Annotated in this window: 23 protein-coding genes and 1 pseudogene; 11 read left to right on the top strand and 13 right to left on the bottom strand. The window is 72.6% G+C overall.

Translation table 11 applies throughout. The annotated features are described in order from the left end of the window. Positions 1 to 19: 19 nt before the first annotated feature. Both ACIP8Z_RS06100 and ACIP8Z_RS06095 read right to left on the bottom strand, forming a co-directional pair. Positions 20 to 625 carry a hypothetical protein gene (locus ACIP8Z_RS06100; RefSeq protein WP_402079337.1) on the bottom strand — a complete coding sequence of 202 codons (606 nt, stop codon included), beginning with the start codon at positions 623 to 625 and terminating at the stop codon, positions 20 to 22. Next, complete coding sequence (locus tag ACIP8Z_RS06095) at positions 622 to 2,301, bottom strand: protein kinase (protein WP_402079335.1); 1,680 nt, start codon at positions 2,299 to 2,301, stop codon at positions 622 to 624. Before ACIP8Z_RS06095 ends, ACIP8Z_RS06100 begins: the two co-directional genes overlap by 4 nt. Positions 2,302 to 2,923: 622 nt before the next feature. Here ACIP8Z_RS06095 and ACIP8Z_RS06090 point away from each other — a divergent pair. The 3 genes and pseudogenes from ACIP8Z_RS06090 to ACIP8Z_RS06080 all read left to right on the top strand — a co-directional run bounded on the left by ACIP8Z_RS06090 (position 2,924) and on the right by ACIP8Z_RS06080 (position 7,295). Beyond that, positions 2,924 to 4,558: an alpha/beta hydrolase gene (locus tag ACIP8Z_RS06090; RefSeq protein ID WP_402079333.1), complete on the top strand. Its 1,635-nt coding sequence runs from the start codon at positions 2,924 to 2,926 to the stop codon at positions 4,556 to 4,558. Positions 4,559 to 4,573: 15 nt separating this feature from the next. Then, positions 4,574 to 6,270, top strand: a pseudogene (locus ACIP8Z_RS06085) (alpha/beta fold hydrolase). A 170-nt stretch (positions 6,271 to 6,440) separates the two neighbouring features. After that, positions 6,441 to 7,295 carry a DMT family transporter gene (locus tag ACIP8Z_RS06080; protein ID WP_402079330.1) on the top strand — a complete coding sequence of 285 codons (855 nt, stop codon included), beginning with the start codon at positions 6,441 to 6,443 and terminating at the stop codon, positions 7,293 to 7,295. A 40-nt stretch (positions 7,296 to 7,335) separates the two neighbouring features. Here the strand turns inward: ACIP8Z_RS06080 and ACIP8Z_RS06075 are convergent, their stop codons facing one another. The 5 genes from ACIP8Z_RS06075 to ACIP8Z_RS06055 all read right to left on the bottom strand — a co-directional run bounded on the left by ACIP8Z_RS06075 (position 7,336) and on the right by ACIP8Z_RS06055 (position 13,452). Further along, positions 7,336 to 8,271, bottom strand: coding sequence for an ABC transporter permease (locus tag ACIP8Z_RS06075; protein WP_402079327.1), 936 nt, complete (start codon positions 8,269 to 8,271; stop codon positions 7,336 to 7,338). Further along, positions 8,268 to 9,326 carry an ATP-binding cassette domain-containing protein gene (locus ACIP8Z_RS06070; RefSeq protein WP_402079324.1) on the bottom strand — a complete coding sequence of 353 codons (1,059 nt, stop codon included), beginning with the start codon at positions 9,324 to 9,326 and terminating at the stop codon, positions 8,268 to 8,270. Before ACIP8Z_RS06070 ends, ACIP8Z_RS06075 begins: the two co-directional genes overlap by 4 nt. Positions 9,327 to 9,452: 126 nt before the next feature. Beyond that, positions 9,453 to 9,611, bottom strand: a complete 159-nt coding sequence (locus ACIP8Z_RS06065) for a VenA family class IV lanthipeptide (RefSeq protein WP_402079321.1) — start codon at positions 9,609 to 9,611, stop codon at positions 9,453 to 9,455. A 45-nt stretch (positions 9,612 to 9,656) separates the two neighbouring features. Next, positions 9,657 to 12,428 (bottom strand): class IV lanthionine synthetase LanL, encoded by a 2,772-nt coding sequence (lanL, locus tag ACIP8Z_RS06060; RefSeq protein WP_402079319.1) that lies wholly within the window; start codon positions 12,426 to 12,428, stop codon positions 9,657 to 9,659. 229 nt (positions 12,429 to 12,657) lie between these two features. Then, positions 12,658 to 13,452 carry an SDR family NAD(P)-dependent oxidoreductase gene (locus tag ACIP8Z_RS06055; RefSeq protein ID WP_402079316.1) on the bottom strand — a complete coding sequence of 265 codons (795 nt, stop codon included), beginning with the start codon at positions 13,450 to 13,452 and terminating at the stop codon, positions 12,658 to 12,660. A gap of 241 nt (positions 13,453 to 13,693) precedes the next feature. Here ACIP8Z_RS06055 and ACIP8Z_RS06050 point away from each other — a divergent pair, with 241 nt between their 5' ends. Beyond that, complete coding sequence (locus ACIP8Z_RS06050; protein WP_402079313.1) at positions 13,694 to 14,338, top strand: SDR family NAD(P)-dependent oxidoreductase; 645 nt, start codon at positions 13,694 to 13,696, stop codon at positions 14,336 to 14,338. A gap of 74 nt (positions 14,339 to 14,412) precedes the next feature. On the opposite strand, the gene ACIP8Z_RS06045 is transcribed toward ACIP8Z_RS06050, so the two are convergent. Together ACIP8Z_RS06045 and ACIP8Z_RS06040 are read right to left on the bottom strand one after the other, a co-directional pair. Next, positions 14,413 to 15,816, bottom strand: a complete 1,404-nt coding sequence (locus ACIP8Z_RS06045; protein WP_402079311.1) for a sulfatase — start codon at positions 15,814 to 15,816, stop codon at positions 14,413 to 14,415. A gap of 98 nt (positions 15,817 to 15,914) precedes the next feature. Then, positions 15,915 to 16,007, bottom strand: coding sequence for a putative leader peptide (locus tag ACIP8Z_RS06040; RefSeq protein ID WP_353963885.1), 93 nt, complete (start codon positions 16,005 to 16,007; stop codon positions 15,915 to 15,917). Between the two features lie 158 nt (positions 16,008 to 16,165). Here ACIP8Z_RS06040 and ACIP8Z_RS06035 point away from each other — a divergent pair, with 158 nt between their 5' ends. After that, positions 16,166 to 16,378 carry a hypothetical protein gene (locus ACIP8Z_RS06035; RefSeq protein WP_402079308.1) on the top strand — a complete coding sequence of 71 codons (213 nt, stop codon included), beginning with the start codon at positions 16,166 to 16,168 and terminating at the stop codon, positions 16,376 to 16,378. A gap of 72 nt (positions 16,379 to 16,450) precedes the next feature. On the opposite strand, the gene ACIP8Z_RS06030 is transcribed toward ACIP8Z_RS06035, so the two are convergent. Next, positions 16,451 to 17,860 (bottom strand): purine-cytosine permease family protein, encoded by a 1,410-nt coding sequence (locus ACIP8Z_RS06030; RefSeq protein WP_402079306.1) that lies wholly within the window; start codon positions 17,858 to 17,860, stop codon positions 16,451 to 16,453. 324 nt (positions 17,861 to 18,184) lie between these two features. On the opposite strand from ACIP8Z_RS06030, the gene ACIP8Z_RS06025 reads away from it, so the two are divergent. From ACIP8Z_RS06025 to zwf, 5 genes are all read left to right on the top strand, one after another. Continuing rightward, complete coding sequence (locus ACIP8Z_RS06025) at positions 18,185 to 18,868, top strand: class I SAM-dependent methyltransferase (protein WP_402079304.1); 684 nt, start codon at positions 18,185 to 18,187, stop codon at positions 18,866 to 18,868. 60 nt (positions 18,869 to 18,928) lie between these two features. Beyond that, on the top strand, positions 18,929 to 19,555 hold the full coding sequence (locus ACIP8Z_RS06020) for a hypothetical protein (RefSeq protein ID WP_402079302.1): 627 nt from the start codon (positions 18,929 to 18,931) through the stop codon (positions 19,553 to 19,555). A gap of 358 nt (positions 19,556 to 19,913) precedes the next feature. Next, on the top strand, positions 19,914 to 20,807 hold the full coding sequence (locus tag ACIP8Z_RS06015) for an oxygenase MpaB family protein (protein WP_402079300.1): 894 nt from the start codon (positions 19,914 to 19,916) through the stop codon (positions 20,805 to 20,807). Between the two features lie 335 nt (positions 20,808 to 21,142). Next, positions 21,143 to 21,346: a hypothetical protein gene (locus tag ACIP8Z_RS06010; RefSeq protein ID WP_402079297.1), complete on the top strand. Its 204-nt coding sequence runs from the start codon at positions 21,143 to 21,145 to the stop codon at positions 21,344 to 21,346. Between the two features lies 1 nt (position 21,347). Then, positions 21,348 to 22,799: a glucose-6-phosphate dehydrogenase gene (zwf, locus tag ACIP8Z_RS06005; RefSeq protein WP_402079294.1), complete on the top strand. Its 1,452-nt coding sequence runs from the start codon at positions 21,348 to 21,350 to the stop codon at positions 22,797 to 22,799. Between the two features lie 39 nt (positions 22,800 to 22,838). On the opposite strand, the gene ACIP8Z_RS06000 is transcribed toward zwf, so the two are convergent. Both ACIP8Z_RS06000 and ACIP8Z_RS05995 read right to left on the bottom strand, forming a co-directional pair. Beyond that, complete coding sequence (locus ACIP8Z_RS06000; RefSeq protein WP_402079291.1) at positions 22,839 to 22,979, bottom strand: hypothetical protein; 141 nt, start codon at positions 22,977 to 22,979, stop codon at positions 22,839 to 22,841. Then, complete coding sequence (locus tag ACIP8Z_RS05995) at positions 22,963 to 23,091, bottom strand: hypothetical protein (protein WP_402079289.1); 129 nt, start codon at positions 23,089 to 23,091, stop codon at positions 22,963 to 22,965. Before ACIP8Z_RS05995 ends, ACIP8Z_RS06000 begins: the two co-directional genes overlap by 17 nt. 186 nt (positions 23,092 to 23,277) lie before the next feature. Here ACIP8Z_RS05995 and ACIP8Z_RS05990 point away from each other — a divergent pair, with 186 nt between their 5' ends. Further along, positions 23,278 to 23,898 carry a LysE family translocator gene (locus ACIP8Z_RS05990; RefSeq protein ID WP_402079286.1) on the top strand — a complete coding sequence of 207 codons (621 nt, stop codon included), beginning with the start codon at positions 23,278 to 23,280 and terminating at the stop codon, positions 23,896 to 23,898. 9 nt (positions 23,899 to 23,907) lie between these two features. Here ACIP8Z_RS05990 and ACIP8Z_RS05985 read toward each other — a convergent pair whose 3' ends face one another. After that, the gene (locus tag ACIP8Z_RS05985; RefSeq protein ID WP_402079284.1) at positions 23,908 to 24,603 is read right to left on the bottom strand and encodes a hypothetical protein; all 696 of its coding nucleotides are present in this window, start codon (positions 24,601 to 24,603) and stop codon (positions 23,908 to 23,910) included. Positions 24,604 to 24,688 lie beyond the last annotated feature (85 nt).

Here is a 24,688-nt window from a genome sequence, read left to right as displayed (position 1 = left end):
GCGCCGCACGTCGACCGCGTCACCCGCAGTCGTACGTGAACGTCGCGGCCGACGAGTGGGTGCCGGGTGAGGTGATCACGAGCCGTGCCACGGCCTGGTGTGTTCCGGGCCCTTGGAAGGTCCAGAGGAGATGGAGACTCGCCTCCTTCTGTCCGCGGGCCAGCTTCTCGCGCAGCGCCCCGGACCGGGTTCCGTCGCTGCGTTCCCAGCGGTACACGAGGGTGCCCGGTCGCCCGTCCGTGCGCACCCTGCCCACCACGTCCGCCGTGCCGTCGCAGCCGAGCCTGTGCCCCGGGGCGCTGACGGTCACGTCCCGCACCGCGACGCCGGGCCCGTACTGCCGCCAGGCGAGGAAGAGCAGCACGGCGACCAGCACGACGGCGGCGAACCCGTAGCGCCACGGCCATCGGGAGCGGGCGGGCCGGGGCGCGGGGACGCCGGGGAGCGTGCCGTGCCAGATCTCGACCACCGTGGGACTGTTCTCGGCCCGCCGGAGGGCCGCGGCGGTCACGCCCGGCCCGAACCGCAGCACCTCGCCTTCCACCCGGTCGGGTGCCGCTTCCGGCGTCGGACGCTCGAACCAGTGGCTGCCGAGCTCGGTGGCGCTGTAGTCGTCGTCGTTCATGAGATCTGGCACCGCCGGACGAAGATCTGCTGAAGGGAACCGCCGTTCGAGGCGGCGGGGTCCGTGGTCGCGCGCAGCCCCCAGTAGCATCCGGCGCCCCGGACGTCGTGGGCGAGCGTGAGGGTGTACCGGGTGGCTCCCTCGCGCCGGTAGCTCTCGGAGCCGTCGGGCGTTCCCGGCACGCCCTTCTCGTCCCCCGTGAACCACTCGACGTGGATGGTCACCGGCCCCGTCCCGTCCGTCGTGACCTCGACGGTGCCCGCGGCAGTGGTCGACCCCGTCTGGCGCAGGCTCGTGACGGAGACCGCGGTCACGGCGACGGGAGGAGGAGTGGGAGTCGTGGTCGTGGGCGTCACGGTCGGAGTGGGCGGGGACGTGGTCGTCGTGGGCGTTGTCGCGCCGGACGTGGGCGTCGGGGCAGAGGTCACGGTCGGCGCCGTCGTCGTGTCGTCGGTGGGAGTCCCGTCGGAGGTGGCGCTCGGCCCGGTGCTCCCGGACGAGGAGGGGGTCGGGGTCGTCGCCGACGGAGAGAGTTCCGGGCCCGGGGACGACGCCGACGGCGATGGCGGTGCCGGGTCGGGCCCGGGCGGAGACGTGTCCGGCCCCGTGCTCGTCGTCGCGAAGGCCTGGGCGGCCTCGTCACCGTTCGTCGCCTCGACGCCGGCCCGCGCGGCGAGTGCGAGCAGCAGCGCCAGGACGAGCGCGGCCGCACCCGCCGGCACCCCACGAGGGAGACGCCACCGAGGGCGCGGGGGCGGCGCCGGAAACGTGGTGGTGGCGAACGCGGTCGTGGCCTCCGACGCGCCGCCGGAGGAGGGGAAGAGGAGAGGCAGGAGCGCGGCCAACGCCGCCAGCCGCCCCCGGCCGCGTTCTTCCCAGTCCGGCCCGTAGGCCGCCGTGGCGACCGCTTCCAGTTCGGTCACGAACGCGGCCGCGTTCTCCGGCCGCTCGTGCGGGGACTTGGCCAGACCCCTTCGGATCAACGGGCGCAGCGGCTCCGGCGCCTGACCGTCGGGAACGGGCGAGTCGAGATGGTGCAGGGCGAGCTCCGCGAAGTTGTCGCCGGAGAACGGCTTGCGGCCGGTCAGACACTCGAAGAAGGTCGCGGTCGCCGCGTAGACGTCGGCCGCCGGTGAGGCGGGAGCGCCGTTCCACTGCTCGGGCGCCATATAGGCGGGTGTTCCGGCGACACCCGGTGTGGCGCCCCGGCCGGCCGCGATCCCGAAGTCGACCAGCTTGGACGACCCGTCGGCGGCGACCAGAACGTTCTCGGGCTTGTAGTCGCGGTGCACGACGCCCGCGCGGTGAGCGGCGGCGAGGCCCAGGAGCGAGCCCTTGAGCACGACGAGAGCGGCCTCGGGACCCGTCGAGCCCTCCCGCGCGATGAGGGCACGCAACGCGACGCCGTCGACGAGCTCCATCACGATGGCTGCGCCTCGCGGCGCCTCGACGTACTCGTAGAACCCGACGACATGCGGACTGTCCAGCGCCCCGAGCAGCCGGGCCTCGGCCCGGAACCCGCGCATGAACGCCTCGTCCGAACGGAACCGCTCGCTCAGGTACTTCACGGCCACCGGCAGGCCGGTCTCTTCGTGCGTGGCGAGCACCACGCGCCCGCTGCCACCGGCACCCAGCTCCCGGGCCTCGGCGTACCCCGGCACCACCCATGCGCCCATGCCCATCCCCCTGACGCCGTGGCCGACTTTCCCCCTGACAGGGACAGATTCTCGCCACGGCCGGTTCCCCGGGGAAGAGGGAAACCGGGCGCGGTGCTGAACCCGGCCTACGGAAGGGGCTCATGGGAATCCGGAGGCCCTGGGGAGTACGCCGCGAACGCGGTACGGGCGGTGTGCCTTGCCGTGTTCCAACCGGATGCGGGAGCAAGGATGTTCACGTTCCTCGGTACGCCCGTACCGGACGACGGCACGGGCCGACCTCGCCGTACGAGGACGCCCGGCGGATCCCCTTCGGCGACGCGCCCGACGCCCAGGCCGACCGCGCCGTGGCCCGGCTGAGCCGCCGTGACCGTCGGCGTCCACCGACCGCAGCGGTCTCGAACCGGCGACCTCCCCCGTCCCACCGAGGGGAGCCGGACCCGTGACAGGGGGCCTGCCCCCCCCTCGCGACGTTCCTCTGTGCGCGCGACGAACGCCTGCTCCGAGTGGAGTCCTTGAGTGGTGAGCCTCCCGGCGCGGACGCAAGCTGACGTGCGCCGACCTCGCCCGGACCACGCGGCGGGCGGCCACGCCCACGCCCCCCGGTCCAGAGCGGCGGGGGACGTCCGAGAAATGGGATCACATGGCGGAACAGAACATCGGTCCTGACGACCTGCCGCCCGGTCGGGGGACCGCCGGCACCGTACGGCGCCCGACGGCACGCATCCCCCTGGCGGGGGGCTCCCGGCGCACGCGTACCAGAACGGCGCTCGTCGCGGCCGGCCTGGCCGTGCTCGGCGCGCTCAGCGCCACCCCTGGCAGCGCTCTGTCACCCCCTGCCGAGGGGCCCCGGCCGGGACACCCGGCACGGTTCGTGCCCGGCCCGTGCCCCGAGACGCCGGAGCCGATCCCCGGGCGGTGCGGGTTCCTGGAGGTGCCGGAGAACCGCACCCGCAAGAAGACCCGGACCATCCGGACGGCCGTCGCGATCATCCCGGCCGCCTCGGCGAAGCCCGCCGCGGACCCCGTGGTGTTCATGGAGGGCGGTCCCGGCGGCGACGCGATCGGGGCCATCCCCTTCCTGATCGCGTCCCAGGTGAACCGGGACCGCGACCTGATCGTCATGACCCAGCGCGGCGCCCTCCACTCGCAGCCGAACCTCGCCTGCCCGGAGATCGACCGGTTCAACGCCACCGCCGTCGGACTGCCCTACGACGCGCCGTCCACCGGACGAGGACTGGTACGCGCGGCGAAGCAGTGCCGGGACCGTCTGACGGCCGAGGGCAACGACCTCTCGGCCTACAACACCACCGAGAACGCCGCGGACTTCGCCGACCTCCGCAAGGCCCTGGGCATCAAGAAGTGGAACGTCTACGGCTACTCGTACGGCACCGACCTGGGTCTCACCTACCTGCGCCGGCACCCCCAGGGCATCCGCACGCTGGCGATCGACTCGGTCGTGCCGCCCCAGACCGTCAGCCTGCCGTGGGCCTGGGACAGCGCCCAGGAGGGGATCAACGCGATCTTCGCGGCATGTGAGGCCCAGCCCGCCTGCGAGTCCCGCTACCCGGACCTCTCCCGCACGCTCACGCGGCAGGTCCGGCGGCTGGAGGCGAACCCCCTGGCGCTGACCGTGCCGCCGCCCGGCGGCGGCACCCCGGTGAAGGTCGTCCTCGACGGGGGCACGCTGGTGAACCTCCTGGTCACCAACGGCCGACTGGTCCCGTCCGTCGACGTCCCCGCGGCGCTCTACGAACTCGCCGCCGGCGATCCGGAACGCCTCGCGCGGGCCCAGGCCGCCGGCGCGACGCCCGCCATCGGCGAGTTCGCCCACGGGCTGACGCACTCGGTGGCCTGCGCCGAGTGGGCGCCGGGCTACTCGAAGCGCGACGTCCTGGAGGCGGGCCGACGAGCCTTCCCCGGTTTCCCGGACTCCGTGCTCGCCCACGCACCGCAGCTGCCCTTCGAGCACGACCTCTGCCGGGCCTGGAACGTGCCGGACCGCACCGCGGTCCAGCGGGTCGCCACCCACAGCGAGGTGCCCGCCCTCATCATCACCGGGACCTTCGACGCGAAGACCGGCGCGAGCTGGGGGCCGTTCGCCGGCCGTACCCTGCCCCGCTCGACCGCCGTGGTGGTCCCCGGGATCACCCACTGGGTGGTGCCCCAGGAGCCCTGCGCCGCGTCGGTCCTGGTCTCCTTCCTGGCCAGGCCGACCGCGCCCGACACGCGCTGCGTGGCGGGTGTCGCGCCCAAGCCGTTCACCATCATCCCCTGACCCGGAGGACGCACGATGTCCCCTCGCACGACCCCCCGGCGGCGCCCCGCCCGACGGCTCCCCGCGACGCTGGCAGGAGCCACGGCCGGAGTCCTCGTCGTCGGCCTCGCCGCGATGCCCGCGCACGCCGAGTCCGGCAGCGACGGTCCGAGCGGTCCGATCGGCACGGTCGCCCGTACTGCGGGCGACGCCCGCTTCGAACCGGGCCCCTGTCCCAGGACGGCGGACCCGATCCCCGATCTCGCGCGGGCCCGCTGCGGCACCCTCACCGTTCCTGAGAACCGCTCCCGGACCAAGGGGCCCGACGGGCCCAACGGACCCATGGGCCCCAAGGAGCCCCAGGGCCCCAAGGAGGCAGAAGGCCCCAAGGGGCCCAAGGAGCCCTGGGCTCACCAGGGACGCAGGATCACCCTCGCCGTCGCGATCATGCTCGCGGAGTCGAGCACCCCGGCGCCCGACCCGATCGTGTGGTTCGCCGGCGGACCGGGCGACGACGCGATCTCCGAGATCCCCATGGCGCTCGCCGGCGACCTGAACCGCGACCGCGACGTGATCTTCATGTCCCAGCGCGGCACCTACTCGGCCGACCCGGTGCTCACCTGTCCGAACATCGACGAGTTCAACGCCCGCGCCCTGGGTCTCGTCTCCAACGCGCCGTCCACCGGCCGCCTGCACGTCGAGGCGACCCGGGCCTGCCGCGACCGGGTCGACGGCCTGGGCGCCGACCGCAGCGCGTACAACGACATCGAGAGCTCGGCCGACTACGACGCCCTGCGCAAGACGCTGGGCGTCAAGAAGTGGAACGTCTTCGGCATCTCCTACGGCACCCACCTGGCGCTCAACTACATGCGCCTGCACCCGAAGGGCATCCGTTCGGTCGGCATCGACGGCGTCCTGCCGCCGTCCCTGGGCGGCGGGGCCGTCACCTGGAAGGCCGCACGAGAGGGTTTCGACGGCCTGTTCAAGGCCTGCGCGGAGCAGCCCGCCTGCAACACCCGCTACCCGAACCTGAAGGCCACCTTCCTCCGCCTCGTCAGTGAGCTGGAGGCCGACCCGATCACCACCACCGTCACGGTCCCGGTCCATCCGGAGCCGGTGAAGGTCGTGCTCGACGGGGGCAACCTCGTCGCCTGGCTGACCTCGGCCACCCACGTGGCGGCCGGAGTGCCCCGCTCCCTCGACGAACTCGCCCACGGCAACCCGCAGCGGATCGCCGAGCAGCTCGCGGGCGGCAAGTACAGCCCGCAGGCCATCGGCAGGGTCGCCCACGGTCTTGTCTACGGCGTGTTCTGCAGTCAGTGGACCCCGTACGAGAGCCGGGCCGACATCATCCGGGGTGGCCGCCGCGCGTTCCCGTCGTTCCCCCGATCGATGCTGGCCAACGCCCCGCAACTCGCCTGCTCCACGACGACTGCCGCGCCTGGGACGTCCCCGCCGCGCCTCCCTCGATCCGGGACGTGACCCGCAGCGACATCCCGACCCTCGCCCTGTCCGGCGGCTTCGACGCCCAGACCGCGCCCAGCAACGGGGCCTACGTGGCCCGTACGCTGAGCCGGTCCCACGCCGTCACGGTCCCCTACGTGGCCCACGTGGTCTTCGCCGACTCGCCCTGCGCGCAGACGATCACCACGTCGTTCTTCGCCGACCCGGCGGCGCCGGACACCCGTTGCCTGGCGGGCCTGCAGCCGCCGCAGTTCGAGATCGCGCCCTAGGCGCGCTCGGCGCCGCACCGGAGACACACCCCACCGCCCGGCCCCCGCTCGTATCGGAGCGGGGGCCGGGCGCGTCGGTGCGAGAGAGGCGTTGACCCGACCGGGTCCTCCGTACGGGCGCCCGCCGGTGTCGCCCCCCGGCCGGCCGCCGCCCCGGTGAGGATCGATCCATGGGCGTCGTCCTGCCGGTCCTCTTCTCGCTGTTCGCCGCGTTCAGCAACGCGCTGGCCACGGTGCTGCAGCGGCGTGCGGCGCTCACCGTCCCCCAGTCCGACTCCTTCCGGCCCGGACTCATCCTCGACCTGCTGCACCGCCCCCTGTGGCTGGCCGGCATCCTCGCCGTCATCGCCGCCGGTGTCGGACAGGCGGCGGCCCTCGCGACCGGGCCGCTGGCCCTCGTGCAGCCGCTCTTCGTACTCGAACTTCCCCTAGCCCTGCTGATCGCCACCCTCCTGACGCGCGAACGCCTGCCCGCCCGGCTCTGGGCCGCCGTGGCAGGCGTCGTGGTCGGCCTCGGAGTGGCGCTCGCGGCCGCTTCGCCCACCGGCAACCGCACCCATGTCGCACTGGACCGCTGGGTGCCGGTCCTGGTGGTCTGCGCCGTCGCCGTGGTGGCCCTCGCGGCCGTCGGACTGCGCAGACCTCCCGGGCGCGCGCGGGCCGGCTGCCTCGGCGCGGCGACGGCGATCTGTTACGCCCTGACCGCCGCCCTCATGAAGACGTCCATGCACATCCTCGGCGACGGCGGCATCGGCGCCTTCCTGACGGCCTGGCAGACCTACGCCTTCTGCGCGGCGGGGATCGCGGCCCTCCTGCTGCTCGAACACGCCATGCAGGGCGGTCCGCTCGTCGCCTCGCAGCCCGCCCTGACCCTCGGCGACGCCACCGTGAGCCTGAGCCTCGGCGTGCTCCTGTACGAGGAGCACGTACGGGCGGGCTGGTGGCTGCTTCCGCAGCTCGCGGGGATCGCACTGATCGTCCTCGGGGTGTTCGCGCTGGCTCGTAGCGGCGTCGGCACGTCCTGACCACGTACTCCGGCGGTGTCATCCGCCGGACGGCGGTGGGTCACTCCGGACGGTTGAAGCGTCGCGCGGCCCAGAGCAGGGCGAGGAGGCCGGTGGCGAGGAGGAGGCCGGCTTCGAGGGGCAGGGGCGGCTGCCGGCCCGCCCATTCGATGCCGGTGGCGGCTTGCTGGTCGGGTACGCGGTGGGTGACGCAGCGGCGGAGCAGGTCCACCGCGTAGGCGAGCGGGTTGGCGGCGGCGAGGGTGTGAGCCCAGCCCGGCAGGGTGTGCAGGGGAAAGAAGCCGCCGGACAGGAACAGCAGCGGCATCATGATCAGACCGAGGAGCGTGTGGAACGTCTCCGCCCTGCGGAGCGTCACGGCGAGGGCGAGGGCCAGAGCGGTGATGGTGAACGAGGCCAGGATCATCCCGGCGAGGAGCAGGACGAGCAGGACAGCGTCGTACGGCAGACCGACCGTGCCGGCGAGGCCGAGGAGTACGGCGCCCTGCACCGTGGCGGTCAGGGTGCCGCCGGCGCAGTGTCCCAGGAGGAGGGTGGCTCGGCTGACGGGGGCCATGAGGAGTTCCCGCAGATAGCCGCTCTGCCGGTCGGTGATCAGACGGATGCCGACCATGATGGCCGGTGTCTGCACCGTCATCATCAGCATGCCGGGGAAGAGGTAGGCCTGGTAGCCGACGCCCAGGGAGGTACGGGGGATGAGGGCGGCCAGTCCGCCGCCCAGGACGATGAGGTAGAGCATCGGGTGGAGCAGCATCAGCGCGGTGTGGGTGCGCTGGCCCGCCAGGCGCAGCAGGTCGCGGTGGACCAAGGCGTGGATCGCGCGCAGTTCGCCCCGGAGACGGGCCGCCCGCCCGCTGCCGTGGATGCCGGAGCCGACGGACCCGCCGGAGACGCCAAGGGCGCCCGAGGCGCCCGGCGCGCCGGGGCCGGCTGGAGTGTGAGGAGCGCCGGGGGTCTTCACCGTGATGTCGGTCATCGGCTGCCGCCGGTCTCTGACGTGGTCGCGCACGGCGGGGTGGGGCCGGCCGGTGCGTGGCCGGGCTCGGTGGCGTCGAGGCTGCGGCCGGTGTGGTGGAAGAAGACGTCGTCCAGTGTGGGCGGGGCGGCGGAAGCGGCGTGCACGGCGATGCCGTGGCGTTGCAGTGCCGCGCAGAGGCGCGGAATCCAGGCGCTGCCGTCCGGCACCCGCAGGGAGACTCCGTCGCTGTCCGCGGTGACGGCGCGGTCCGGCGGCACGATGCCGCGCACGACCCGTCCTGCCGCGGTGTCGTCACTGGTACGTAGCACGACCAGGTCGTCTCCGATCGCGGCCTTCAGCGCGAGGGGTGTGCCCCGCGCCACCACGCGGCCGCGGTCGATGATGGCGAGGCGATCGCAGTTCTCCGCCTCCTCCAGGTAGTGGGTGGTGACGAAGAGCGTGCTGCCGTGCCGGTCGCGCAGCGCACGCAGGTGCTCCCAGACCTGGGCGCGGGCGTGGGGGTCGAGTCCGGTGGTCGGCTCGTCCAGGAACAGCACACGGGGGGAGTGCAGCAGGGCCCGGGCGATCTCCAGGCGGCGCCGCATGCCACCCGACAGGGTGCGTACGGGGGAGCGCCGCCGGTCGGTCAGCCCGGCCGTCTCCAGTACCTCCGCGGTGCGCGAGCGGGCATCGAGGCGGGGCAACCCGTAGAGCCGTGCGTGAATGTGGAGGTTCTGTTCGGCTGTCAGGTCCGCGTCCAGAGCGCTGTGCTGGAAAAGCATGCCGACGCGCCGCCGTACTTCGTGGGGCCGGCTGAGCACGTCGACGCCGGCGACGGTGGCGTGACCGGCGGTGGGGCGGGCCAGGGCACACAGCACGGCGATGGTGGTGGACTTTCCCGCGCCGTTGGGCCCGAGGAAGGCGAAGGTCTCGCCCTGCGCCACGTCCAGGTCCACGCCGCGTACCGCATGGGTGGTCGTGCCCTGCGGGCCCGGGTAGCTCTTGACCAGGCCGCGCGTGCTGATGGCGTGCACGGGATCGGGTCGGTCCTCGTCACCGGCGGGTGGCTGCATGCTGTCGCGTCCTCGTCTGCGGGTTCGCCGTCCGTGGCCGTTCGTGGCCACGCGGGCGCGTGGAAGGGGGAACATCCGGCCGGCGGCTTCCCGGGTGGGCCGCCGGCCGGATGGTGGGTGCCTGTCCTACGCGCAGCTGATGCCGATACAGACCGTGTTGAGGAGGGTCAGCAGGCCGACGCACTCACACGTCGCGGCGAACGGCGCTCCGTCGACACCGACGGGGTCGGTCTCCGGAAGGGCGTGGAGGTGGGCGAGCAGTTCGATGTCGTGGTGGTTCTCCATGGGTCTCTCCTTCGTTTGTTGAACTGGCGACAGACTTCCTGCCGCTCAGACCGGCAGCTGGACCATCCAGTGCCGGGGATCGGCGTGACGGATCCGCAGGAGGAACGCGAGGATTCCGGCAGATCCGTCGCTCCAGCTGGTCGAGACGTCCCCGTACTCGTTGGGGAAGACCACCTGGGCACGGCGGTGGGCCCTCTCGCTGACGATGAGGCGGGCCAGGTCCTCGGCCATGGCGCGGTGCTCGGGGTCACCCGTGGCGTCGGCCATGTCGAGGAGGAAGTCACCGTTGCCCGCCAGGCCGTGGCACTGGGAGAGGGCGGCGCGGGAAGCGCGCTCGGTGACGGCGTACGTACTGCGGCGGGCGAGGTCGCCGAACCTGTCGTCCCCGGTGGCCTGCCACAGCCGGAGGAGGAAGCTGCCGATGCCCGCCGCGCCGTGGCACCAGTACGGGGCCGTGGGCGGGTCCGCGGCCTGGGCGGGCCAGTGGGCCGCCTCGCCGGTCAGTACGGTGTCGGCCAGCAGCTGTTCGCCGGCCTCCACCGCGAGGTCCATGTGCTCCGGGCGCCGCGAGACGGTCGCGGCGGCGAGGAGGAAGCAGCCGATGCCGGCCGTTCCGTGGGCGAAGCCGAGGTAGCGCTTGCCGCCCTCCGGGGAGACGGCCTCCGCGGGCACCGGCCAGCTCACTCCGGACGGATCACGCCGCGCCGCGGCGACCAGCCGGTCGGCCGCGTCGACGGCCAGTTCGGCGAAGCGCGGATCACCGGTGCGGTGCCACAGGTGGACCGCGGCCAGCCCGCTGCCCGCGGTGCCGTGGGTGATGTCGTGATGGGGCGTCGACTGCTGCGGGGCCAGTGCCAGAGCCGACGCGTGGTCCGTGAGCGCGTGGTCGTCCACGGCGCGCCCGGCGTCGTACAGCGCCCACGCGGTCCCGCGTCCGCCGAAGTGCAGGCCGGGGCGTGGGGAGCGGAGATCGGTGCGGTCCGCGATCCAGCGGCCGGCGGTGGAGATCAGCTCGGGCAGACGGTCGTCACCGGTGAGTTCCCAGTACCGCGTCAGGACGGCCAGGACACCGGCGGCGCCCTGCTGCACGGTGCAGGGGTCGGCCTCCCCGGCCATCGTGGACACGGGCCACAGGCGGCGCGCGTCCGCGGGAGTCATCGAATCGATGAGATGGTCCACGACCCCGGCCACCACATGGTCCACGCTTCCCATGACACCGTCGTGCGGACACTCGCTGGGGGTGCCGTCACGGCCGTCGTCACGGTGGTCGGCATTGTGGTCGTCACGGTGGTCGGCCGGGTGGTCGCTCCGCGGCGTGCGTGGGGCGGCGGAGCGGTTCCGCGTCCGCGAAGGGGCCGCCTTCCGGAGGGCCGCGCGCGCCCGGGCCGGGTCCCACCGCTCGGCGGGGTCGTCCTTCATCAGCCCGAGGACCATCTCCGCGAGGCCGTCCGCCGGCCGAAGCGGCCCCGCGCAGGCGGCCAGCCATGCCGCGAGCCGCTGCTCCATGGCCCTGGTGGCAGGCTCCTCCGGCAGCAGGTTCGGCACCTTCCCCGCCAGGACGAAGCACGCGGTGGCACCGAGGCTGTAGTAGTCGCCCGTCGGGCTGACGGGTGCGCCGGTCAGGCGTTCGGGCGGGCTGAAGCCGGGGGTTCCCACGCGGGTGGGCAGGGCGGTCTCGTCCTCCAGGACGGCGAGTTCGAGGTCGATGAGGCGCAGCTCACCGTCGGGACGGACCATGACGTTGCCGGGGGTGAAGTCCCGCAGGACGCAGCCTCGCGCGTGCGCCGCCGCGACCAGGTCCACCAGGCGCCCGACCTGCGCCGGCGCGTCGGCGCGGTAGCGCTCCGCTCCGGCGTCGCGGAAGTGCTCGGCGACCCAGGTACGCAGGGTGACGCCCGGCACCTCGTCCTGGGCCAGGAAGAGGTGCCCGCCGTGCTCGAACAACGCCAGCGGTTCCGGAGCCAGTCCCGTGCCCTTGAGCTTCTCCAGCGTCCGGGCCTCGGCGCGCAGCCAGTCGCGGACGTCGTGGCCGGAGGCGTCGGCCTCCACGTGCGGGCGGGCCTCCTTGATCACCACGAGGGCGCCCGTACGGACGTCGCTGCCCCGGTAGACGCCGCCCTTGTTGGTGTGCCGAATGGCCTCCCGTACGGCGAAACGACCACCGAGCAGCACCGGAGCACTCGCCCCGTCCGCCCCTTCCGTAGGTCGCGGCACGACGGGAACCGTGGCGGGGAAGGGGCAGACCGCCCAAGAGGGCGGAGAGTACCGGCCGGTGCGCTTGTCCTCCACGGGATTGCCGTCGGGGTCCTCGATGAACCACACCAGCAGGCCGTCGTCCGACAGCCGCCTCCGGCCGACGAACGAGCCGTATCGGTAGTGCACCAGGGAGTGCACGGCGTACGGCTGGTCGGACAGGATCCGAGGGCCGGCCAGCCCCGTCGTGGCTTCGTGCAGGTCGTGGGCGAGGCGGGCCGCCTCGGCGTCGGAGCGTGGGTAGACGGTGATGAACTTGCCCGAGCTTCCCCGGGGCGTGGCACGGGAGTTGAGCGCACTCACCTGGTCCAGTGACCGGGCGAACTTGAACGCCGACTCCTCCCGGAGCAGCACTTCCAGGGCCTTCTCCAGGACAGCCGGCGCGGAGGCGGCCGTCGCCGACAGATGCAGCTTCCACCCCTGCTCGCGCCGGGTCGCCGACGAGGGCGTGACACGGCACCACATCTCGTCCGAGTCGGCCGCCCAACGCGCTTCCGAACCCGTGGCGTGCAGCGCCTTGCGGAGGAGACCTTCCAGCTCAACTTCGGTAACCTGGCTCGTCATTCGTGTCCTTCTCGACGGTGAGGTCCGCTGACCGGAAGGTGCCCGATGGTGGCACCGGACCAACCCGCCCCCGCCCGTATTCACTTGAACCGGCGAGCGCACAGCGCGACGGCGCGGCCCACGGGTGCGCCCAGCGCAGAAAGAGGCTCACGAATCCCCGACCGGGACCCCGACCGGGACCGGCAACGGCAGCGACGGGCGACTCGGCGCACGGCCGCCGGTACCTCCGCTACGGCAGGATGGAGTCGACGTACCCGCCGTCCACGCGCAGCGCGCCACCGGTCGTGGCGGACGCCTGCTCGGAGGCGAGGTACACCACCATGTTCGCGATCTCCTCGGGCTCGATGAGTCGCTGCAGCAGGGACTGCGGACGGTACTCGCGCATGAAGACGCGTTGCGCTTCGTCCCACGGCAGGGCACGGTCCACCAACTCGTACACGAACTGCTCCACGCCGCCCGTGTGCGTGGGGCCGGCGATGACGGAGTTGACGGTGACGCCGGTCCCCGCCGCCTGCTTGGCGAAACCGCGCGTGACCGCCAGCAGGGCCGTCTTGGACATGCCGTAGTGGATCATCTCGGCGGGGATCACCACCGCCGAGTCGCTCGCGATGTTCTGGATCCGCCCCCAGCCGCGCTCGCTCATGCCGGGAAGGTACTGACGGATGAGCCTCACCGCGGCCAGGACGTTCACCTCGAAGTAGCGCCGCCACTCGTCGTCGCTGATCTCCAGCGGGTCGGCCTCGCCGAAGACGCCGAGGTTGTTCACCAGGATGTCCACGTGCGGCAGCACCTCGGCGGCCAGCCGCGCGCCGCGCTCGGTGGCCACGTCCGCGACCACCGGAACCAGATCCGCGTCGGGGGCCTCGGCCCGCATGCTCGCGATGGCCTGCTCGACGCGCTCCTCGGTCCGCCCGTTGACGCCGACGCGGGCCCCGGCCCGAGCGAGACCGGTGGCGATGGCGGCGCCGATCCCCTGGGTGGAGCCGGTGACCAGCGCGGTACGTCGTGTCAGATCGATGAGCATGGCCGGACGGGCTCCTCACAGAATTCGACGAGTGCGTCGGTCACCCGACCTGACCCCATTACCCGCCCTGTGCCGGAGAGCATCAGGAAACCCCGCACCACCCTTCGTACGGCCCACTCGGCGCGGAGCGGCGCTTCGGCTCGGCCGCGACGGCCGCTGCTCCGGGTGCCCGGGTGGGAAGACACGGTGGCCGAACGGAGTTGACCTCCTTGACGTTGCACTCGGAGGAGAAGGAGCGGTCATGGCGGGAGCGTTGATCGTCGGGGCGGGGCCCGGGATAGGGCAGGCGGTGGCCAGGCGGTTCGCCCGGGAGGGGCTGCCGGTCGCCCTGATCGCGCGGACGAGGGAAACGGTGGTGGCGGCGGCCGAGTCCATCGGCTCGCTGGGTGTGCGGACCGTGCCCCTCACCGCCGACGCGGCCGACGAGAAGGCCCTGCGCGCCGCCCTGGACACCGCAGCCGGCGAACTCGGGGAACCCGACGTCGTGGTCTACAACGCGGCCGTCATCCGGCCCGACGCCGTCGGTGAACTCCCGCTCCGCGACCACGCGGACACCTACGCGGTCAACGTCCTCGGTGCCCTCACCGCCGCCGCGCACCTCCTGCCCGGGATGGCACGGCGCGGACGGGGAACCTTCGTCGTCACCGGCGGGATGCCCGCGATGAAGCCCCAGTACGTCAGTCTGTCCCTCGGCAAGGCCGGGGTGCGGGCTCTGGTCGAACTGCTCGACGCCGAGTACGGACCGTCGGGTGTGCACGTCGCCACGGTCACCGTCGGCGGGGTCGTCGCACCCGGGACGGCGTACGACCCCGACGACATCGCCGAGCACTACTGGCGCCTGCACACCCAGCCGCGGGGACAGTGGGAGCGTGAGGTGCTCCACTGAACAGGTCCGGGGACGGGCTCGCCGACGCGTGCGTCCCGTTCGGGAGCGGACCCCGCCGCGCGGGCCGTCAAGGCTCAGTAGCGGAGCAGCCCCGCGTCGATCCGCTCCCAGACCGCCCGCAGTTCGGCGAGCCGATCCGGCTCGAACGGCGCCCGGTCCGCCTGCTCGCGGGAGTCCTCGGACAGGTGGAAGAGCTGGTCGCGGCCGGACTTGCCCCGGTAGTACTTCCAGTCGCCGCGGCGCAGCGCCCGCTCGCCCCGCACCCGCCAGAAGAGATCCCGCTCGGGCACGTCGGAGCCGCGGAGCAGGTGTCCGGCGAGGCTGGTGCCGTCGAGGGGGTACGCGGGATGGGGGCGGGCTCCGGCCAGGTCGAGCAGGGTCGCCGTCCAGTCGGGGGTGAACACCGGCAGGTCGCTGACCTGGCCGCCGTCGATCCGGGCGGGCCAGCGCAGGATCGAGGGGACGCGGATGCCGCCCTCCTGGAGCGAGCCCTTGTTGCCGGCGAGCGGCCAGTTGTAGGAGAAGCGCTCGCCGCCGTTGTCGCTGGCGAAGAAGACGAGCGTGTCCTGCTCCTGGCCGGAACGCTTCAGCGCCTTGAGGACCTGCCCGATCGAGCGGTCGAGGTCCTCGACCATCTCCTTGTACTTTCCGACGGAGCCGCCGTCCTGGTGCCAGAGGGCGGAGCGGTCGCCGGCCTTGATGCGGCGGACGATCTCGTCGCTCGCCTCCTTGTCGCCGTCGGCGATCCACGGCCAGTGCGGGGTGGTGAAGTTCAGGTTGAGCAACCAGGGCTTGTCGTGGTCGCGGCTGACGTACTCGCCGGCCCGCTCGGTGAGGATCCGGGTGTAGTAGCGCAGGTCCTTGTACTCGGCGTCGCCTTCGTAGAGGTCGTACTCGCCGCCGAGGCCGAGCTTGGAGTAGTACTCCAGTGCCCCGCCGAAGTTGCCGAAGAACTCGTCCCAGCCGGATCGGGTGGGGGAGTAGTCGGGCAGGTAGCCGCAGTGCCATTTGCCGATGAGGGCGGTGGCGTAGCCGGAGTCCCGGAGGAGCGACGCGAGCGTCGGATGCGTGGGCTCCAGGCCGACGGACTTGTCGGCGATCGGTTCGGCCAGCCCGCCCTTCGTACGACCCGGGTAGCGGCCGGTGTAGAGGCTGAAGCGGGTGGGGGAGCAGGTCGCGGAGCCCGAGTAGGCGTCGGTGAAGCGGACGCCCTCGCGGGCGAGACGGTCCAGGTGAGGGGTGCGGATGTGCGGGGAACCGTACGAGGAGAGGTCGGCCCAGCCGAGGTCGTCGCCCAGGATGAAGAGGATGTTGGGTCGTCGCGAGTGGCGGCGCGGCTGCGCGGCGCGGAACGGCCGCTCCCGCGGGTCGGCCGCGGCGGCCGCCTGTGCGGTGGACGCGGTGGCTCCGAGCGCTGCGGCGGCTGCGGCACCGGCGGCGACCCCGCCGAGGGCACGGCGGGACAGGGGCGTGGACATGGAGGTCTCCAGGAGGGCGTACGGGCATGCCTCCGGGCTCGGTGGACGGGGTGAGCGGAGGAAGCGTGGGTGCGGGGTGAGTGGGAAGGCGCGGCCGGTCAGGGGCAGCGACAGACAGCGCTCGCGACACGGACGAGGTCCACGTGTCGGCGCTGGACGCGGGTGACCGACGGGTCACGCAGGGGCTGCATGGGGCAGGAGTCTTGTCGAGACGGACGGGGGCGTCAACGGCGTACGGGCAGGTCGACGCGCGTAGTTCGCATGATCGAAACGCCGGAGAATCCCAGGACCCGCGGGGGCCCCGCGGTCCGGCCAACTGCTGTCCGAGCCGGAGGACGGCCCGCCGTTCGTGGTCGGCCTGACGGACACGCTGGTCGACGCGCTCGCCGCGGCATCGCCGGACGACCTCGTCCGCTTCGCCGTGCCGTGGTCGATGACCGACGAACTCCGGCAGATCGGGATCGGCGTCGAGGCCACGGCCGACGTCCTGGAGGCCCTGGCCGGACCGACTCGGCGAGCTCTGGCTTCCGACCGGAGACTGTACTGCTGGTGGGCCCTCTGACGACGCGTCGGGCGGGAGCGGTCGCACCGCTCCCGCCCGACGACGCCGCACTGCGGGCGCATGTCGTACGGGTCAGCCGACGGGCGCGGCCGTGTCGTCGGCCTCGGCGACGGTCGGGTGGACGGTCTCGGCGGGCGGGTCGGCCGTGCGCCGTACCCAGAGCCAGTACAGGGCCGCGGTGACCACGAGCCCGACGATCCACGAGATGTCGGCGCCGTCGAGCCGCTTGGTGAGCGCGCCGGTGTACAGCTTGGTGGCCAGGAACGGGATCTGGACGGCGACGCCCACGACGTAGCAGGTCAGAGCGGTGGCGTTCCATCGGCCGTAGCGGCCGTCCGGGTCGTACAGGGCGGGGATGTCGACGCGTTCGCGGGAGACCAGGTAGTAGTCGACCAGGTTGATGGCGCTCCACGGGGTGAACACCATCAGGATCAGGAGCACGAAGTTCTTGAAGTTGTTCAGGAAGTCGTCGCTGGCGGCCAGCGCGATGACCATCGACACCGCGGTGAAGCCGACGATGTAGGCGGCGCGGGCGGCGGCCGAGATGCGCGAGCGGCCGTCGAACGCGGTGACGGTGGTCAGGATCGACATGAAGCCGCCGTAGGCGTTGAGGCAGTTGACCGTCAGCTTGCCGACCACGATCACCAGGTAGATGAGGAAGGCGAGGACCGCGGGCCCGGCGAGGTCGCCGAGGAAGCCCACCTGGTCGCTGAGGAAGGTCTTGCCGGCGACGGCGGCGGTGAGCGCTCCGAGCGTCATGGCCCACTGGGAGCCGATGACGGAACCGGCGAACGTGGACCAGAACGTCGCGCGCGTGCTGGTGTCGCGCGGCAGGTAGCGCGAGTAGTCGGCGACGTACGGGCCGAACGTCAGCTGCCATCCGGCGCCGAGGCCCACGGCGAGGAGGAAGGTCGCCGTCTCGAAGCCCTTGTTGCCGACGTGCGCGCCGACGTCGTACTGCGTGAACAGCCGCACCAGCAGGTAGCCGAGGCCGAGTACGCCGACGACGGTCGCGACGCGGCCCGCGATGTGGATGAGCCGGTACCCGGTCACCGCGACCACGGCGGTCAGCGCGCCGAAGACGAGGATGCCGGCGTTCGTGTTGTCGATGTGCAGCATCTCGGACAGCGCCTGGCCGGCCAGGACACTGCCGGTCGCGGCGAAGCCGAGGTACATGAGGATCACCAACAGCAGGGGCAGGACGGCCCCGTGGACGCCGAACTGCGCCCGGCTGGAGATCATCTGCGGGACGCCGAGCCGCGGCCCCTGCGCGGAGTGCAGCGCCATCACGATGCCGCCGAGCAGGTTGCCGATGAGCAGCGCGGGTATCGCCCACAGCGCGTCGGCGCCGAAGACGACGGCGAGAGCGCCGTCGACGATCGCGGTGATCTGCATGTTGGCGCCGAACCACAGAGTGAACTGGCTACGCGGCGTGCCGTGCCGCTCGGCGTCGGGGATGACCTCGATGGTGCGAGTCTCCATCGAGAGTCGCTCCCCTGGGGTGTGCTGGACCGGCATGGTGGAGACCTCTCCCGCAGCGATTCCGGTTGTCCGGATGAAGCGCAGCCGCCGTTGACACGTGCTGCGTGCGCCGAATCTGGCATAGGGGTGAACAGGTATCAAGATTCTGAATGGAGAATTTCAAGAAGGTTCCGCCGCCGGGTCGACACCTTGCGCACCCCCGTCGGCCGCGCGTGCACATGACGTCCAGTGCGGCCAGACTCGATCCCTGCGTTCCCGACCGCCGTATTTGCCGGACCGGCAAAAGTCGCGCCAGGGGAGCGGCCGGATGGGCATGGTGGGTGCGTGACCGAAAACATCGCAGCGGGATCGCCCGCGTCCGCCGCTCCCTCGCCCCTCGTCGACGCCTACGTCGGAGACCCCGCCGTGCGGGCGGAGTGGGACAGCCGGTACCTCGACCGGCAACAGCTCTGGAGCGGCAGGCCCAACGGCGCGCTCGTGGCCGAGGTCGCCGGACTCACCCCCGGGCGTGTGCTCGACGTCGGCTGCGGTGAGGGCGCCGACGCCGTCTGGCTCGCACGCCGCGGCTGGGACGTGACCGCGCTCGAGGTCTCGGGCGTGGCCCTGGAGCGGGCGGCCGGGCACGCACGGGACGCGGGCGTCGCCGTCCGGTGGGTCCACGCCACACTGACGGACGCGGCGCTCCCGCCGGCCTCCTTCGACCTGGTCTCCGCTCAGTACCCGGCCCTGCTGCGCACTCCCGACGCCGCCGCCGAGCGGGCGTTGACCGAAGCCGTCGCGGTCGGCGGTGTGCTGCTGCTCGTCCACCACGCGGGAATGGACACCCGGCAGCCGGACGAGAGCGGCTTCGACCCGGCCGACTACGTCTGGCCCTCGACGGTCACGGCCCTCCTCGGCGACGACTGGGTGGTGGAGGTGGACGAGCAACGCGCCCGCGTGGCACCCGACGGCGGTGCCGGCGCGCACCACACGGACGACCTGGTGCTGCGCGCCCGCCGACTGCGCTGATCTTGAGGAGACCCTGGTCCAGCCGCTGTTCGCCGAGCGGGTCGAACTAGTATGCGCCCCATGGCTTTGCGACCTGAAGAGTTCTACGACCACGCGCTCGCCGCCGCCGATGCTGAGCGTCGGCTCCCCCTCGCGCGCATGACGGGGTGGAGCATCAGCCCCTTCGAAGCGGACGGGTTGCGCGTCTCGGCCCTGCGCCCGCCCGTTCTGCCCGAGCCTCCGCGACACGGCGAGGACCCGTCGAACTGCGAGTCGTGCCGTGACCGGGGCGAGGGGATCTGGTTCGACGACAGGTGGCGGCTCACCCGGATCGAGGGAGTCGGTGTGCCGCTGGTGCTGATGCTGCATCCGCTCGACCACTACGACATGGCAGACCTGCCCGACGAACTGGCGGCCGAGTTGGGGGTCCTGTCCACGCACATCGTCCGCCATGTGCAGGCCCTGCCCCACATCTCGCGAGCCCACGTCTACCGCATCGGGGACGGCGGCGCGCACCTGCACATCTGGTTCTTCGCCCGGCCCGAGGGACAGTCCCAGCTGTTCGGGTCATGGATGCCGGTCTGGGACGACCTGCTGCCGGAGTACCCGGCGGACGTCGCGGAGGCGGACGCGTCGCTCGTGGCAGACGCGTTGGTCGCCTCCATCGGCGGGCGTCGCTCGGCTGCCGGCGAGCCGACAACCGACTGATCCCCGGACGGACGCCGAGGCCCGGCCCCGGAGCCGCCGTGCCGACGACGCACGGTCACGGACAGCCCACCCCGGCCGCAGTCTCGTGGTGGAGGGTCGCCGGTCCTCGCGCACGAGCGGGGACGCGAGGACCGGCCCAGGGTTACCCGCCCTGAGGGCTCCGACACGACCGTACGAACGCCCGAGTGCTTCCGCACCCGCCGAGCCGCCGCCAGGGGCGTCCAGGCTGCCGGGCGCCCGGGTCGCCGGCCCGGCGGGGGAGTCGGGCCGGACGCGCCGGGGCCGGGAACGAGGGCCGACGGATCTGGTCCTCAGGCCCGAGCCTCCGTTCCGTGCGTCCGCGCGCGAGGATGGAAGCGTGAACACGTCCGAGAAGTCGGGGCCTGGCCGCCTGCGTGAGCGGGTCGGCACCAGTCTGTTCAGTCATGTCGCCGGGCCCTCGGGAGCACAGAACCGGGCCCGCATCCACGGTGCCCCCGGCCCGCGCTGGTTCGGGCCCGAGCGGCCCATCCGCACCGTCCACGGGGACGCGTCCATGTTCATCGGCGGCCTGAGCGCGCTCCTCCTGCAGTCCCTGCACCCGCGCGCGATGGCCGCCGTCGCCGGGCACTCCGGTTTCCGGAGCGATCCCTGGGGACGCCTTCAGCGGACCAGCACCTTCCTCGCCTTCACGACCTACGGCACCGCCGATGACGCCCAGCACGCCGTGGACCACGTCCGTGCGGTGCACGAGCGGATCAGGGGCACGACCCCTTCCGGGGAGCCGTACCACGCCGCCGACCCGCACTTGCTGTGCTGGGTGCACGTGGCGGAGGTGGACAGCTTCCTGCGCGCCCACCAGCGTTTCGGGGCCGACCCGCTGGACGCCGCCGGCTACGACGCGTACATCGCCGACGCGGCTCGGGTCGCCCTCGCGCTCGGCGTTCCCGATCCGCCGCGCGACCGCACCGCCCTCGCGGCCCGGCTGGCGAGCTACCGCCCCGAACTGCGCGCCACGTCGCAGGCCCGGGACGCGGCCCGCTTCGTACTCCGGGAACCTCCGCTGCCGTGGGTCGCCCGCGGCCCCTACGCCGTACTCGCCTCGAACGCGGTCCGGCTGCTGCCGCCGTGGGCCCGCACGCTGCTGGACCTCCGCACGTCGCCGTACCTGCCGGAAGACCTCGTACGGCTCTCCGGGCGGGCGCTGACGGGGACGATCCGGTGGGCCATGGCGGCTCTCCCGCCCCGCGAGGAGCCCACCACGCCACGCTGACGCCTCTCCGACCAGGAGCGCCCGTGACGGCGCGTGGCTTGTACGGGGTACGGGGAGGGCGGGGACCAGCCCGTGCGGTCGCCCGGTCGGCCTGCCGGAGCGTGCCGGACGTCCGTGGCGGCTCCACAGTGGGCCCCATGAGGCGGAGCGCAGAAGGAGTGAACGGGTCCGGCGGGAGCCTGGCGGCGGTCGACCGGGCAGCCGAGGAGGCCGCCTCGCGCGGAGCCGGGCTTCAGCTGGTGAACGCGTCGCTCCGGCCGACGCACGCGCCACCGAGGTGACACGCGCGCGGAGACTGATCACGTGACCACGGCAATCCCGCAGGAGGATCGTCCATGCCCGTCCCTCGTCCGCCGTTCCAGCGCGCCCGAGGCTCCGGGCCGGAGAAGCACCGGGGCACCAGGTGCGGAGGCGATCCGATCGACGACTCGGTGAACCGGGCCGTTCTCCACCGGGTGTGCCCCCTCGGAGGGTTCACCGGCAAGGCCCACTCCGCGATGCACGGCGAGCTCGGCGGCCGTGGGGAAAGGAAGATCTGACGTGGCCACACCCCCGAGCTCCGGCGGTTCCACCCCCGATGACCACGTCGTCGTCATCTCCGGCGCCACCGGCGACCTCGCCCGCCGCAAACTCCTGCCGGGCCTGTACCACCTGGCCAGAGCGGGACTGCTCCCCGACCGCTACCGGATCATCGGATCAGCCCCCGCCGCGGTCGCCCTCAGCGATGAGGCGTTCCGCGAGCACGCGCACGACGCAGTCGCCGAGTTCGGCCGGACCAAGCCCGAGGGCAAGGAATGGCGGGATTTCGAGAGTCGGCTGACCTTCGGGGCCGCCGACCCCGAGGATCCCGGCCCGCTCCTCGCCGCCGTACAAGAGGCCGAGCGGGAGATCGGCGGCGGTCCACGACTCCTCCACCACCTCGCCGTACCCCCGCAGGCGTGCGCGTCGGTCGTACAGATGCTCGGTGATTCCGGGCTCGCCCAGAACGCCCGCGTGATCGTGGAGAAGCCCTTCGGTACGGACCTCGCCTCCGCCCGTGCCCTCAACCAGGCCATCCACACCGTCTTCGACGAATCCCGCGTCTTCCGCATCGATCACTTCCTCGGCAAGGAGTCCGTCGACAACATCCTCGCCCTGCGCTTCGCCAACGGACTCCTCGAACCGGTCTGGAACCGCGACCACATCAGCCACGTCCAGATCGACGTCCCCGAACACATCGACATCCAAGGCCGCGCCCACTTCTTCGAAGGCACCGGCACCTTCCGCGACATGATCGTCACGCACCTGTTCCAGCTCCTCGGGTTCGTCGCCATGGAACCGCCGGCCACCCTGGACGCGAACTCCCTGCGCGCGGAGAAGGACAAGGTCTTCCAGAGCCTGCGCCCCCTCGACCCGGCCCGGGTGGTCCGCGGACAGTACGACGGATACCGCGACGAACCCGGAGTCGACCCGGCCTCCGACACCGAGACCCTCGCGGCCCTGCGCCTCGAGATCGACAACTGGCGCTGGGCCGGCGTCCCCTTCTACCTCCGCTCCGGCAAAGCCCTCGCCGCGAGCCGCCACGTCATCACCCTCGGCTTCCGCGAACCGCCCCTGCGCATGTTCCCGCTGGCTGCCCGGGAGTCCGCCGACGGCCGGCACAACGAACTGGTCATCGACTTCGACGACCCCGGAACCATCACCGCACGCTTCCTCGCCAAACGGCCCGGCCCCGACATGCGCCTGACCCAAGCCGAGATGGTCTTCGACTACGCCGGTTCCTTCACCCAGGACCACGCGCTGGAGGGTTACGAGCGCCTCATCCTGGACGCGATGCTCGGTGACCAGTCCCTCTTCACCGACGCGTCAGGCATCGAACGTCTGTGGGAGGTAGCCGCGCCCCTGCTGGAGTCCCCACCGCCGGTCGAGCCGTACGCACCGGGATCCTGGGGGCCGGACAGCCTGCGCCGGCTCATCCAGCCCCACCGCTGGTATCTGCCGGAAGGCGGCTGACGCCGCGACACCACCCCGGTGAGAAGCCCCCTTTCGGGCTCACAGCAGGCGGGCAAGGAGGTGGTCACGGTTGATCAGCTGGTGCTTGTGCACCAGTGCGACATGGGCCCCGACGGCGGCGTGGAGGAGCACCTGGGCGGCGATGTGGACGGGGAGCAGGTCGTCACCGGACAGCAGCACGGAGGAGGTGGCCCACGGCGAACTGCGCGGCGAGGGCCGCGAACAGCGTCCGGCGCATGGTCTTGGTGACGATCCCGTGGCCGTGCGGACCGTTGCGTAGCTGGGAGCCCATGGCTCCGACGTGCCTCATCCGAGGGCCTGACGGCGTCGCGTCACCACGACGTCCTCCGTGCGCCGCACGGAGCGGAGAGGTGTCCCTCTCGGCAGCACTCCGCCACGCGCCCGGGCGCCCTCCCCGTCTCCTCCGGCCCGGTCCCCCGGGCGCTCGTCGCCAGGGCGGGATGCGAGACTGCCCCCCATGTTCGTTCAGCTCCTCGCGGCCACGGGTGTGCTCGCCGTTCTGACCCTGGTTCCCGGACCGGACATGGCGGTGGTGACGAAGCGTGCCATCGCGTCCGGGTGGCGGGACGGTCTGCGCACGGTCGGCGGCATCACGGCGGGGCTCCTCGTCTGGGGCACACTCACCGTCGTCGGCCTGGCCGCCCTTCTCGCGGCGTCCGCGACGGCCTACACGGTCGTCAAGCTCGTCGGTGCGGCCTATCTGGGCTTCCTCGGAGTCCAGGCCCTGTGGCAGAGCCGGCGCGGTCCCGCCGTGGCCGCGACGCGCGACATTCCCTCCCCGGTCGGAAACCCGTGGCGCACCGGGCTGGTCAGCAATGTCCTCAACCCGAAGATCGCCGTCTTCTACACGGGCCTGCTGCCCGCCCTCGCGCCGTCCGGGGTCTCACCACGCCTCGGGATGGCCCTGCTGGTCCTCGTCCACGCGGCCCTCACGCTCAGCTGGCTCGGCAGCTATGTGATGGTGCTGGCCAGGGCCCGGTCCCTCTTCGAGAAGCCGCCGGTACGACGTGCCCTGGACCGCGTCACCGGAGTCGTCCTGATCGGGTTCGGGATCAAGGTCGCCGCCTCCCAGCCCTGAGCCTCGCGGTCACACCTTGCGATACTGCTGGGCCTTGCCGCGATCCCTCACGCTGATGCCCCGTGTCCGCAACTCCTCACGGGCATCGTCGGCGGCCCCCGTGCGGTCGTCGGCGATCGCCCGTCGGCGCTGTCGCAGCAGCGCGTGCGTGCGCTCGTCGAGGTCCGGTGTGTTGTCGACCCAGACCGTGAAGGCGGACTCGTGCGGGTCGACGGTGCCGCGCCAGGGGTAGCCGTGCTGCTCGAAAGCGGACCGGAGGCGCTCCGCGAGGCCGCTGTCGACCCTGGTCCGGACGTGCTCGCCACCGTCGGCACCGCGCAGCACCAGCTCGCGGCCGTCGGTGAACACCTCGGCGAGCTGCGCCCGTTCGACGTGGTGACCGCCGCCGTCGGCATGGACGACGACGCGGTCTGCGCCCACCTCGACCACGGGGTTCTCCGCGCGCCAGACGCCCGCCACCCACGCCCCGGCCGAGGCGCCGAGGAGCGTCAGCGCCGGCACGGACCAGACGAGGGGCAGTGCGGCCGCCAGCCTGAGCGGGCCCGGCGCACCGTCGAAGAGGCGGATCATCCACTCGGCGACCGGGCCCGCGGCGAACGCCGCACCGAAGCCGAGCCCGGCCCCGATCAGGATGACGACCCACAGCCACGCCTCGGGCAGTCGCACGGTGACCGGGGGTTCCTGCTCGACCATCGTCGCTCTCACTCTCTCGGTCTCCGTCCCCTCACGAAGGGGCCGACCCGGTAGCTCTCCCGGCCAGCTTCACAGGCCGGGACGGGGCCGGACATCG

Source organism: Streptomyces sp. NPDC088553, from assembly GCF_044752965.1.
In the GTDB taxonomy this organism is placed as follows: domain Bacteria; phylum Actinomycetota; class Actinomycetes; order Streptomycetales; family Streptomycetaceae; genus Streptomyces.
The sequence above is the reverse complement of the archived record's forward strand: the minus strand, read 5'-3'. Positions and strand labels throughout refer to the sequence as shown.